The organism is Paenibacillus vietnamensis, from assembly GCF_020169515.1.
Taxonomy (GTDB): Bacteria; Bacillota; Bacilli; order Paenibacillales; family Paenibacillaceae; genus Pristimantibacillus; species Pristimantibacillus vietnamensis.
Genome location: NZ_JAHMHW010000004.1, coordinates 464506 through 476906 on the forward strand (window position 1 = coordinate 464506; position 12401 = coordinate 476906).

At 49.6% G+C, this 12401-nt stretch carries 10 protein-coding genes; all 10 read right to left on the reverse strand.

Features of this window, described 5'->3' with window-relative positions; all coding sequences use genetic code 11:
- Positions 1 to 93: 93 nt before the first annotated feature.
- Positions 94 to 1614: a DUF5060 domain-containing protein gene (locus KP806_RS12320; protein WP_224723951.1), complete on the reverse strand. Its 1521-nt coding sequence runs from the start codon at positions 1612 to 1614 to the stop codon at positions 94 to 96.
- An 89-nt stretch (positions 1615 to 1703) separates the two neighbouring features.
- Positions 1704 to 2600: a nucleoside hydrolase gene (locus tag KP806_RS12325; protein WP_224723953.1), complete on the reverse strand. Its 897-nt coding sequence runs from the start codon at positions 2598 to 2600 to the stop codon at positions 1704 to 1706.
- 46 nt (positions 2601 to 2646) lie between these two features.
- Positions 2647 to 4371, reverse strand: coding sequence for a DUF5060 domain-containing protein (locus KP806_RS12330; RefSeq protein ID WP_224723954.1), 1725 nt, complete (start codon positions 4369 to 4371; stop codon positions 2647 to 2649).
- Between the two features lie 166 nt (positions 4372 to 4537).
- Positions 4538 to 6112 (reverse strand): response regulator transcription factor, encoded by a 1575-nt coding sequence (locus tag KP806_RS12335; RefSeq protein WP_224723957.1) that lies wholly within the window; start codon positions 6110 to 6112, stop codon positions 4538 to 4540.
- 20 nt (positions 6113 to 6132) lie between these two features.
- Positions 6133 to 7839, reverse strand: a complete 1707-nt coding sequence (locus KP806_RS12340) for a sensor histidine kinase (protein ID WP_224723959.1) — start codon at positions 7837 to 7839, stop codon at positions 6133 to 6135.
- Positions 7840 to 7917: 78 nt separating this feature from the next.
- A complete protein-coding gene (locus KP806_RS12345) occupies positions 7918 to 8754 on the reverse strand; it encodes a carbohydrate ABC transporter permease (protein ID WP_224723961.1) in 837 nt (278 codons plus the stop codon).
- On the reverse strand, positions 8744 to 9685 hold the full coding sequence (locus KP806_RS12350) for a carbohydrate ABC transporter permease (RefSeq protein WP_224723968.1): 942 nt from the start codon (positions 9683 to 9685) through the stop codon (positions 8744 to 8746). Before KP806_RS12350 ends, KP806_RS12345 begins: the two co-directional genes overlap by 11 nt.
- An 85-nt stretch (positions 9686 to 9770) precedes the next feature.
- On the reverse strand, positions 9771 to 11078 hold the full coding sequence (locus KP806_RS12355; protein WP_224723970.1) for an ABC transporter substrate-binding protein: 1308 nt from the start codon (positions 11076 to 11078) through the stop codon (positions 9771 to 9773).
- Between the two features lie 123 nt (positions 11079 to 11201).
- Positions 11202 to 12047 carry an SDR family NAD(P)-dependent oxidoreductase gene (locus KP806_RS12360; RefSeq protein ID WP_263575670.1) on the reverse strand — a complete coding sequence of 282 codons (846 nt, stop codon included), beginning with the start codon at positions 12045 to 12047 and terminating at the stop codon, positions 11202 to 11204.
- A gap of 29 nt (positions 12048 to 12076) precedes the next feature.
- A complete protein-coding gene (locus KP806_RS12365; RefSeq protein WP_318153594.1) occupies positions 12077 to 12289 on the reverse strand; it encodes a fumarylacetoacetate hydrolase family protein in 213 nt (70 codons plus the stop codon).
- Between the last annotated feature and the right edge of the window lie 112 nt (positions 12290 to 12401).

A 12401-nucleotide genomic window follows, 5' to 3' on the forward strand; every position in this document is an offset into this window, starting at 1 on the left:
ATGAGATTTATATAACCTCCAGATAGCAAACAGAAAAAAAGTGCCCGGCATTGTCTCGGCAATGTCGGGCACTTAACTATTTTTACGATCGAATTATAACTCTTTACCCTTTCTCTTGAGCCGGTACACCGTCCACGCTTTAATCGGAAGAAGGTGGTTGCCCTCGATTTCTTTGACAGTCAACTTTTCCTTTTCTACGCAGTTCCAAGCATCGTAGACGAAAACCTCGTATTCCGTTCGGCTGCCGTCATAAGAGCCGAACCAGAACCCTTTTCCAGACAGGTCATATCTGCAGAAGAAAAGGTATTCATCGATTCCCTTGCTCAAGGCAAAGTAATGATGACCGTCCGTGTTTGCCCAGTCCCGTTGCATCTCTTGGTAAGGACAGGATTCGAGAATCTCCTTCATGAACTTGAGCCTTGGAGCGCTTTCTCCGATCAGCGTTCCGCCATAAGACCAGAATAGATCGGTTTCGTTCCCGTCAATTTTGAACACTTCGCCATGAGAAGCATACGCCCCGGCCATTGCGGACAGCCAGTGACGAAATAAGGTAGTTTCCCCGTCGCTGTTCCCCCACTCGTCCTTGATATTGCCTTCATATTGGTACTCGTCGTTCACGATCGGTTTATTATATTGGTGCTTCAACTCCAAGAGGAGCGTATACGTATCGGGATGCTGGATAGAGACGTGACTCAGCCAATCCCGGTTCGGATAAATGTACCGCATCGGCAGATTATGGACGGAGATCGGATGCCCGTGCGGATCATTTGCCTTGATTGTGGCGCCGATGAGATCCCAGTCCTTACGGTCTGTCCTTGCACAAAACATCCCCTCCTGCGTGCTCGAGATATCGAACTCATTGGCGAGCGACCACCATACGTTCCGATAAGCAGCGAGCCTTGCGATGAGGTAGTTGACATAAAAAAGATCGTCAGCCTGCCGCATGCCCGAATCAATACCCCAAGCATCATATGGATGAAATAAGATGATGTCGGCCTCGATCCCCAGCGTCATCAGATCCTTCACCCGCTCCTCATAATTACGGAAATACTCGGGTAGCAGCGTCTGAAAATCGAATTCCTTTGGTTTGCCGGCAAAGGGGAACACGGGAGGATCGTAGTCAATTTTGACGTCATTAACCATTCCGCCGTAATACTTTGGAAAGACGAGCATCCTGATTTTGTTGAAACCGTATTTGGAAAATGATTCAAGCGTTTGCGTTCTGACTTCTTCCGGACGATAGGTCCATGCGTAAGCGGTTGTTCCCATGACGAAGAACGGTGTTCCGTCCGCGTACGTGAAGTGTGTTCCGCTTACCCGAACAGGTCCATGATTACCCTCTGAAGGCGCGGTGGAGCTAAACGAACCTTCGAGACCGTCTAACTCAGCCGTGCTGGAACTGACTATAAACTGGTAGTTACCCTTTTTTTCCGGCATGAATCGGATTCGCCATACGGATCCTCCATCGTAAAAACCATTGACGCGTTTATATTCATCACCGATTCTGAAGATGGCTTGCACCCAAACGTCCCGGAACGGATTATCAAACTTCTCCGACGCATGAAGCTCAATCTCGAACGTTCCCCATTGCTCAACCACTTGCGAAAACTTCATTCGGTTCGCCCCCTTAATGTAGTTACAAAATTAGAAAGCCGGCCTTTGAACAAAACCCCGCAGTTGGATTTCGTCTATCCTCAGCATAGTTACTGCCTCCGGGCGAACAACTCCAGCTTAGCGTACATGTCTTCCAAGGTATACCGGGCGTCCACATGGCGGTATACGCGGATCAGCCGCTCCGACTGATGATGGACATAATGCATGTCCGCGGTGATACGCGGTGCCGGTTTCATTTCGTAGCCGAACTCATGATCATCCATAATGAGACTGATCGCCGGAGAGTCCCCCAAGCTCCACGATTCTCCCCTTGGCCACCCGTCCGCGTTCTCGTCATTAAACCGGATCAGCTGCTCGAACAAGTACTTTCCTATCTCACCGTGCGGTTTTACTCTGCACGCAAGCTCTGCCAGACTCACTCTCATCATGCCGTAAACATTTCGCGGAACTTGCCATAAGGGAATTCGGGAGTTCATGACTACGTTAGCCGCATGGATGTCGTTGCTCAAATTGAATTCCATTTCTCCGTTCGGATAAGAGCCGCCGCCGATCCAAATGGCCGTCAGCCGGTCCTCAATCCGCGGCTCCATTAGATAAGCGGCAGCAAGATCGGTCAACGGTCCAAGAAACACGACGAAGAGACGATGCGGATCATCCGAGAGCGCCTCGCGGATAATAGCCTCGGCACCTTCCGATACAACGGGCGTATGCTCGTCCGATAAAGCTTTCCTGGCTCCCTTATAGACCGGAACGTTCCCCATGTCTCCCATCAGGCTAAGCACATGTTTCGCCTCGGCATAGCTTTCTTCCATCGATTCCATAGTTCGTCCGGTACCGAAATGAGCGGCAATGATTCCCTTGTGAATAAACTGCGGGGTAAGCAGCGCATGAACAATCGCGTATTGATCGTCCGCCTCATTCTTGGCGTCCGTGTTCATCAAAAACCGTACCCGCTTCCGATCCGGTACTTGGAAAGACAAGCTCATTTCTCTATTTCCCCCTTAATCCGCTGACATTCGGTGCCCCAAAAATTTATATCCGCGTAAGCCGCACGGCAATATATGGCCTGCCCGGCAGCTTGATTTGAAAATTCCCTTCAAAGCTTCCCTCTAATTCCTCAACCGACATATTCCATGTATCAATGATATCCGCTCTATAGGAAAGACCGGGTGTCATCGCGAAGTCGTAGTAACACGGCTGTCTGGAACTGAAATAATACAGATAAAATTCTTCCTTGTTTCCCGCTATATACTCAAACTCGGTCATGAGCGGGTTAAGCACGCTTGATGGCGACTCCTCGATGACCTCTTTTAAAAATTTGATCCGCTCCGGACTGGAGCCATGCAATATTCCGCCTTTGGACCACCATAGAATATCCCCGGGATCCAGATAAGTCTCCCCATGACCGGCATATCCTCCGCGCAGCGCAGCTTCCCAGAACCTGCGTACCATGTCCTCGCCGGTAATGTTGCCCCAAAAGGGACTTATATTGCCCTCGTAAGCACACTCATCGATGACGATCGGCTTGTTCCATTGTTTCCTCCACTCCGCCGAACGATCGGTTTCCGATTTTTGCAAGCTGCAATGAGTAATCCAAGGCCGGGATTGATCAAAGACGTTAACAAAATTATGAATGGAGATTAGATGTCCATACGGATCGTTCTCGGATACGATCTGACCGAAACGCTCCCAATCCTCATCCGGCTTGTCCCATAGCAATTCGTATTCGTTGGCGAGCGACCACCAGACATTACGGAAGGCCGACAATCTTGCCGTCATATATTTCAGGTAACGCGCATCAACGGTGGAATCCATTGTGGAAAAGCCCCATCGATCATACGGATGGAATAAAATGATATCCGCCTCGATCCCGAGCCGGCCCAAATCGGCGATCCGGCGTTCGAGATGATGAAAAAATTCGGGATTAAAACGGGTAAAGTCCCAGCCCTCTTCTATCGATCCCGGAAAGGGGTAACGAGGCGGCTCATTTTCGTTAAAAATAAAGGACTTTGGAAATACACACATTCTTATTTTATTGAAAGCCGATTGAGCAAGCGTCGCCAACGTTTGCTCTTCCAATTCCTCCGGTTGATGATTCCATACGTAGCAGGTGGTGCCAACCGGCAAATAACGGGTACCGTCTTCGTAAGCGAAATGGAAGGTATCGGCAACCCGGACAGGCCCATGATTTCCCTCCTGTGCAGGCGTACACGCAAAGCGTCCCTCCAAACCGTTCAACGTTCGGCTGTTGCTGGTTGTCCGGTAGATCCATTCGCCCTCCGCATTCGGCATAAACCGAACCCGATAAACGCCGTCACCGTCATAGAAACCTCTTACGTTAATGGATTGTCCATCGCATGTGAATTGAGCTCCGAGGTCAACGTCGATATACGGATTCCCATGGCATGGACCGTGAAGCTCAAGCTCGAAAACCGTCCACTTTTCAGCAGAGACAGATGCATGTAAGGCGGCGCTGCCAATCTCTACGGACAAATCTTCGTAATCGTCGGAGGGAGTGATTTCTTTCTCCCATTTCCTCGAAAGATCAACACTTTCCAGTTCCTTAAGGATGGTAGAGAGCCATTTGCCGGGGTTCGGATGGACCAGCTTATCAGCTGCATATTCAGCCAGTGAACTCGCTTGGACGATTATGAAAAGAGGCTCCTTTTCGATTTCCCGCGTGTGCTTGAGGATAACCGACCGCCCATGTTCATTCGACCATATGTTTCCTATTTTCGTGTCTTTTGTTATTTTCATCATCAAGCCCTCCAGCTCTGCTTCTTAACTTGACCGTGTTATTAATCAGAATTATACGTTTACGTACTTGGAGAATATATTGAGAAAACTACAAAAACTTTAGTTTTTTAATCCCTGGAGTCAACACAAAAAGACCCGATCATCCTCATCCTGATCGAGTCTCTGTCTAATCCTGACGTTGTTTTCTAAGCACCGCCGGCGAGTAACCTTCAAGCTTTTTGAACACTTGCGTAAAATACGTATAGTCCGAAAACCCGACCTGTTCACTAATTTCATAAATGAGGTCATTGGTGCTCAGAATGAGCTCCTTCGCTTTGGCGATCCGCAAGCGATTGATATATTCCTTAAAGGAGATGCCGAATTCGCGCTTAAAAAGGTGACTGAAGTAATTGGGCGTCTTGCCCACATACTCTGCGAGCGTTTCGACCGTGAGCTCGCTCGTAAAGCTTTTGCGGATAAACTCGTCCGCACGGATCATGAGCGGACTAAGACCCTTCGATAACCGGGCGGCAGTCTCTTCGAAAACGGAGACCACGCTCTCTCTGAATTCGTCGAACAGCAGAAATTCTTCGTGCACTTCGATGAATTCGATCCTCTCCTGGATCCGTTCGATCACATCGGAGGGGATATTTCGCGCCGTTACCTTCAGCATTTGCAGCAAACTGCAGGAGTAGGAGGATAAGCTCTTTCTGGCATACATGTGTTCTTGCTTGATGCGGTCGAATTCGTGGCTCACCGTCAATGCGGCCGCAGCCAATTCCCCCCTTGAAAGCTGGGAAAAGAACCCCGAATTGTCCAGCAATCCGACAATAGCTTTGTCATGGATCGTAGTGGAAGAATCGTAAATGTGAACCGAGCTCAATCCTGCATATACTCTTCTCGAAAGCGCCAGGTTCGCCTCGCGATGCAGCCTTTCAAATTCCGCCGCACTGCCGGGGCTGCTGATGCCGGCAGAGAAGGAGCTCCGGCACACGGACTTTGTCTCCCGGTTCCAATCCCGAAGCAGGCCCGCCACTTCATTGGCAAATTGGGTATAGTACAGAAAAGAATTGGTTTTCGCTTGTACGAGGAAAACCATCTTCCCGCCTTTGGAGCTCAGGCAGATCCCGCGTTCCGCCAGATCGCCGGATTGAAAGAGGCGAAGAACGGCATCCGTGGCCGATTTCGTTAAAGCCGAGTCGGATTTCCAATTCCCATCCAATTCGACTGTTATGCAGATCAGTGACTCTGAAGCATCGAAACCGAAATATTGCTGCAAGCCTTCCAGAATAACCAACCGGTCAGTGAGGCTGCCCGTAAGCATCTCATCTGCAAAATTCGCTTTGTACGACGCCAGATATTTATGAAATTCCTGCTCCGTTGCCCGTTCGCGTATAATATCTTCCTTGATCTGCTGGATCAAGGCGATCAAATTGCGTACCCGAATGGGCTTCATCTCATAATCCACGGCGTCCAGTTGGATGGCCTTCTTCAGGTACTCGAAATCGTTATAGCCGCTCAGGATGACAACCCGCGTCTCCGGTCTGATCTCCTTTATACGCTTAAGCAGCTCCAGACCATCCATGCCGGGCATTCGTACATCTGTCACCACGATTTCCGGCATAAGTTCGGTAAACCGCTGCAGCGCCTCCAGTCCGTTAGAGGCCGTAACCACTTGTTTAATATCCAAAGCGGCCCAATCAATTCCCTCCTCCATTCCCGACCGGATCTGTTCATCGTCGTCGGCAATCAACAGCTTCATCCCTGTTCACCTGCCATTCGTTAATCGATTTGAGGGATGAGTACCTCCACTCTGGTACCGATCCCGATCTTGCTTCTGAAAGTGAGGCCGAATCCTTGTCCGTAGCTCAATTTGATCCGGTCATCGATGTTTTTGAGCGCGAATACGTGTTTCGCTTCATGGTCGCTCTCCATCATTTGACGAATGATCATTTCGTCCGTGCCCGCTCCGTTATCGGATACCATAAACCGGATCCCTTCCGCAGCCTTGGCTATTTCCACCTCGATATGGCCGCCCTCCACGATTTGCTCCAATCCGTGAAGGATCGCATTTTCGACCAAAGGCTGCAGCACCAGCTTCGGCATTCGGCAGCTCATCAGATCCGGGTCCGCCTCCATATGAAGCTTGATGCGATCGCCATACTTACGTTGCTGGAGGAACATGTAACTTTCCAGAAAATCGAGCTCCTGGCGAACGGTCACGAGCGGCTCGCCATTATTGAGAACATGTCTGAAAATTTCCGCCAGCGCTTCGATCTGCTCGCTTACGTCATAGTTTTTCCTTTTCACGGCCAGCCAATGAATGGAATCCAGCGTATTGTATAAAAAATGGGGATTGATTTGAGACTGCAGCGCAGTGATTTCCGCTTCCCTTTGCTTGATTTTGCCTATATAGACATCATTAATCGTGTCCTTCAATTGCTCGGTCATCCGAAGAAAGCCGTTACCGATTTCGCCGATTTCATCCCTGGAGTCAATGTCCAGCGAAATATTGAAATTGCCTGTCTTGAGCTTCGCCATCTCCTTCCGAAGCTTCTGCAAGGGCTTAAGCAAGTACTTGTACTGAACGAGAGAGAACAGAATGCCGAACAGGATGCATAACGAAAAGACAACGAGCAAGACGGTATTGACGGTCGTTTTTAACGTCGAGAACGAGCTCTCCGGGATCGACTGTACAAGCGTCAAGTTCATGTCCTTAATCGTATAGAAAAGAATAATAAGCTTCTCGCCTTCAATTTCAATCTTAAAAAAATCCTCTTTCAGCCGAAGCGCCCGTTGAATCGGTTCAACCACTCCGATCCGGTCGCCGATCAGGTCCCTTACTGACGATGACAGGACCAACCCGGTCTGATCGATCAGGAAGATTTGGGAACCGGCAACCGAATTGATGTTTTTGTAAAAGTCGTATAACAATTCTTCATTGATCGTAAATTTCTCGTACCCGATCGTTCTCCCCAGCTTGCCAAAGTCCATAATCGCCCGATAAAAGGAGAGCTCGTGCGGAGCAGTGACCCAGAAGCCTTTCCCTTGCAGCTCCGAGGCATAGCTCTTGTTCGTCTCGCTCATCTCCGGCACGTCGATTCCTCGTTGATAGCGGAGCTCCTTCTCGGAGTACAGATGGATGGCATCGTAATATGGCTTGGATCCGATGATATCATCCATCCACGCATCGACATCCAGATAGGCTTGTTCAAATTCCGATGTGCTCAAGTATCCGCCTTGAATAAATTGCTGAACCCCTTGATTGGACAGGATACGGAGCGAAATATCGTTCGTATCCGCGGCCAACGTTTCGAAATTCTGTTTCGTTTGCTTCAGCGTTTGAAGCGCGCTTTCGCTAGCCTTGCTTAAGGTCAGTTCGGCAAACCGGATATTTAAGTAGAAGCCGACCAGGATCAAGGGCAAAATAATAAAAAACGCGATGCAAATATACAATTTTGCGATGACCGGCATGTCTTTGAACTTCACGATAATGGTGACCTCGCTCCGGGAACCTTATTAGTAAGACTCCTAATCAGATTAACAAGATCGGTTCCGTTACACAAGCTACCCTTTTACACCACCGGCGGTCAGGCCTTGGACAAAATACTTTTGCAGGAAAATAAAGAGCAGGATCAGCGGGATCAGAACCATACACATGCCTGCGCTCATTAAGGTCCAGTTCGTCGTATATTGCCCTTGAAAATTAATGAGGCCGACAGAAATCGGGATCCCTTTCTCCGTCGTCAGTGTAGCAATTTGCGCCCACATCAATTCTCCCCACACGAAAGCGAAATTGAACACCGTGCAGGTAGCGACGGCACCGCCCGCGAGCGGGAAGACAATTCTGAACATCGTATTTAATTCACTGCTGCCGTCAATTCTAGCTGCTTCGAGCAGCTCGTCGGGAATCGAGCGGAAGAAATTCCACAGAATAACAATGGTTCCCGGCAGCATCCAGCCCAGATAGGGAATGACGATCGGAACATAAACGAGCTTGAACAGCTCTAATTTCGACATCATCACGTACAGCGGAATAATCATGGACTCGCCCGGCAAAATCTGCAGCAGGAACAAGCCGCCGACGATCGCGCCGGCAAAAGGGACACGCAGTCTGGCCAGTGAGTAAGCCGCGAAAGTGGCCAGCACACTGCTGGAGAATAACGAGAGAATCGCAATCACGACGCTGTTCCCCAAATAATCGCCCAGACGGGCTGTCTTAAAAGCCTCCACAAAGTTATCAAAACGAAATTGATTCGGAATTGACCACAAATTCCCATAAAACTCTTCCGATGTCTTCAGAGAAGTAAAGACGATAAATAAAACCGGATATAGCGTCACGACCGCCATCACAAGGAGGGCAAGGCGTATGAACAGCGTCGAATCCAATCTTCTAATATTCATATACGTCACCTCTTGCAAGTTTCATCGCAATGAACATCACGATGCCTACGAGGATTGTGAACAGCACGCCGATCGCTGCGGCGTATCCGAACTCGTTGTATCGGAAGCCGACATCCAGCATCTGCATCGGCACTGTTTTCGAATAATCGCCGGGTCCGCCTTTCGTCATCGTCATGACCACATCATAGGTTTTGAAAGAGCCGATGAGCACCAGCATCGAGACCAAACGGATCGTCGGCATGATGAGCGGCAGGATAATCAGACGGATTTGGCGGAAATAGCTTGCCCCCTCCAGCCGGGCAGCCTCGAACATGGAAGCCGGAATGGTTACAATGGCCGTATAAAACAGCATCATTACCCCGCCAGAGCCTTTCCAGCCGCTTACTACGGCCAATACCCACAGAACAAGACCAGGCTCGGACAGCCAGGCGTGCTGCAAATTTTTGAGACCGATGAGCCCGAGAATGTGATTGACAAGCCCGGTAGCCGGATCGAGCATAAAGGTAAACATCAACCCGATGACGATAAACGGCATCATATTCGGCGCAAAGAATATAAGCCGAAACACGGCCCCTTCCCGATTGCCCGTACGATACACCAGCAAGGCCAGCAGCAGCCCCAGCAACAAGGCAACCGCAGAGGAAACAAGTGCAATAAAGATGGAATATTTGAACCCGTTAAGGGTCGTTTGATCGTGGAATAGTTCAATATAGTTGTTAAGGCCGACCAGCTTCATGCTCGTTAACGGACTCCATTCCGCAAAGGACAAGACCAGGTTCCAGACGACCGGAATGAGAACCGTAAAAGCAATAAAGATTGCGGCCGGGATTAACAACGCAATCCCGAGTGCCCGTGTTTTGAAATGAATGGACCGTGCTTTCGGTTGTGGAACCGACGTATGCAAAGACTGAAGCTTCTCTTGTCGTATCATCGTATGCCCTCCTCCTGACGGGAACAATAATGGGCATAAGACGGAATGCTTATGCCCATTATCGTGTTCAACTTATGGACTGCTGTTATTGTTTGACTGCATCCTGCCTCAATTTGTCGACCTCTTCGAGGGCAGTCTTCCCTTTGAAGATGTAGTTAGCCGGCATCTTATTTGCGTAGTAATCGTCGAGTTTCGGATCCAGAGCGCCGATTTCTTTGGCAATTGTAGGATTGCCGGCGTCTCTTGCATACAGCTCCACCTTCGAATTCGGATCGGCTGGTTTCACGTCTTTCACCGAGACCGGCGCACCGTGATCGACCCGGTATTGAAGAACCTCCGAACTCGTCAAATACTTCAAGACCTCAACGGATGCTTCCGGATTCTTCACGTTCGCGGGAATCATATAACCGTTTGCGGCCCCTGCTACTTTCAAGCCCGTTCCATTGTGCGGCCAGGACAGAATCTGCGGATTTTTGATACCCGCGTCTTTAATCGCTCCATCGGCGAGGAAATTCACATAGGCCATAATCGCGACCTTTTCCGCCTTGAAGCCTGCCAGCACTTGATCCGAGGTGGCCGTCAGAGCGCCCTTACCCGGATACACAAATTCCTTGTCATAGAGGTTCTTCACTTCATCGAAGACTTTCACGACTGCCGGGTCAGTGAACGGAATTTTACCCTCAGACCACTCCTTCAGCTTCTGCTCGTTCGGCCAGATCGTCTGAAGTAAAAACCGGTGTGTCCAGCCTACCCATGCGTTCCCGAAAGGCGTTATGCCGAGCTTTTCCTTTATGGTGGACAGCGCCTGTGTAAACTCTTCCCATGTAGGTTGATCCGGCAGAGTCACTCCGGCTTTAACCAGCAAATCCTTGTTTGCAATCATGAGCCCGTATACAGGGGTATTCGGAACCGAATAGATTTTGCCGTTGTACGTCCCCAGACCCAACGTACCGTCAATGAAGGAATTTTTCCACTCAGGGTCGGCATCCAGATAAGGCGTTAAATCCAGCGCCATATCGGCATTGACGAACGTTTCCATCGCGCCTGGCCAATAGAAAGCGAGATCGACCGGTTCGCCTGCAGAGATTGTCGTCTTAATCGTCTTCTCTACGTTGTTATCGACAGGCTTGAAGGTGATATCGTATTTATCCTTGAAACGCTCCTGGATCATCTTTTGTTCTTCTTCCGCATTCGTATCGCCAGGCCAGGCGAACATCAAGGTCAGCTTAATCTTTTCACCCAAAGGCGCTGCGGTATCTGTATTGCCCTCTTCGTTTGGAGCCGTGCTGGAATCGTTGCCGGAGTTCGAATTGCCTCCCCCGCAAGCGCTTACCAGTAGCGTAACACATAGGATCGCAATATAGATCAAACTTGATTTCCTGGACAAAAACATGGATGACCCCTCCCTAATCTATTTCATTGAATGCGCGCGCTTTCATGTACAAATTATACATAGGCACAATTCCCGGATACATCATGTAAAACTACAAATACTTTAGTTTTTCTTTGAAACGTTTTATTTTACGTCATTATTTACGAATATATAAATAATGAAGCAGGCCCATGCACAGAAACATGGGCCTGCTAATTGAAGAATAAATAAACTTATAATTCGGCTGTCATACCGCCATCGGCTACCAATGTCGTACCCGTCATAAACGAATTTTCGGGACTTGCAGCGAACATCACGACTGCCGCGATTTCTTCCGGCTGCCCTACGCGGCCGATCGGCTGTGAACAGTTCCATTGATCCATTAGGAGTTGTCAGGTTCCTCACGCTGTTTTCAAGCATAGACGTATGAACCGCGCCCGGCAATACAGTGTTGGCACGGATGTTTTGCTTCGCGTAATCAAGTGCAATCGCTCGGGTTAGCCCCACAATTCCCGCTTTGGAAGCCGCATAAGCGGAATAGCCGTCGAGGGTAGCCAAGGCATGAACGGAGCTGACATTTACAATAACGCCTCCGCCTTGCTCCAGCATGAACGGAATTACTCCTCTGCAGAACAGAAATATAGAGGTCAGGTTATTGGTAATCACGCCGTTCCACTCATCCAAACTCATATCCGTTAGCCGGACCTGAGGACATACTGCAGCATTGTTGACCATGACGTCAATTCGGCCATAGCTCGTAATCGTTTCTTGAATGACCCTCGTGACATCGGCTTCAGATGAGACATCCGCAGCCATAGCAACCGCACGGTAGCCGCTGCTTCTTATTTCGCCCGCGACATCCTCTACCTTACCCGAAGTACGACCTACGACGATAACTTGCGCCCCCGCTTCGGCAAATCGTCGCGCCACCGCCCGTCCAATTCCTCCGCCAGCGCCTGTCACGATAACGACCTTACTTCCCCAACTCATCCTTAACACCTCGATGTCTTTCAACGAATTTAATGGCGATCGCCTACAAAAGTGTTTCGCAGCGTGCCGATGCCCTCTACCGTCGCCTCGGTAATGTCGCCCGGCTTAAGCCAAACCTGAGGCTTCTTCCCCATTCCCACGCCCGGAGGCGTACCCGTGCTAATGATATCCCCTGGTTGAATCGTAATGGTTTGGGATCCGCCGCAAACCATGTCCCGCCCGGCTCGTCCGAAAGCTTCCATCCTTCCGGGATATCATTCGCTTTCACGCGTTCGGCAATCGCGCCCATAAAAATCGTATAGGTTTCGTCGGAATAGAACGTCACCGCATCGTCTACCATTACGCGCCAATCAG

Coding starts and splice junctions, on each gene's coding strand:
- KP806_RS12355 (WP_224723970.1), bottom strand. CDS start 11,078: ATGTTTTTGTCCAGGAAATCAAGTTTGATCTATATTGCGATCCTATGT.
- KP806_RS12360 (WP_263575670.1), bottom strand. CDS start 12,047: ATGAGTTGGGGAAGTAAGGTCGTTATCGTGACAGGCGCTGGCGGAGGA.
- KP806_RS12345 (WP_224723961.1), bottom strand. CDS start 8,754: ATGAATATTAGAAGATTGGATTCGACGCTGTTCATACGCCTTGCCCTC.
- KP806_RS12365 (WP_318153594.1), bottom strand. CDS start 12,289: ATGGAAGCTTTCGGACGAGCCGGGCGGGACATGGTTTGCGGCGGATCC.
- KP806_RS12350 (WP_224723968.1), bottom strand. CDS start 9,685: ATGATACGACAAGAGAAGCTTCAGTCTTTGCATACGTCGGTTCCACAA.
- KP806_RS12325 (WP_224723953.1), bottom strand. CDS start 2,600: ATGAGCTTGTCTTTCCAAGTACCGGATCGGAAGCGGGTACGGTTTTTG.
- KP806_RS12320 (WP_224723951.1), bottom strand. CDS start 1,614: ATGAAGTTTTCGCAAGTGGTTGAGCAATGGGGAACGTTCGAGATTGAG.
- KP806_RS12335 (WP_224723957.1), bottom strand. CDS start 6,112: ATGAAGCTGTTGATTGCCGACGACGATGAACAGATCCGGTCGGGAATG.
- KP806_RS12330 (WP_224723954.1), bottom strand. CDS start 4,371: ATGAAAATAACAAAAGACACGAAAATAGGAAACATATGGTCGAATGAA.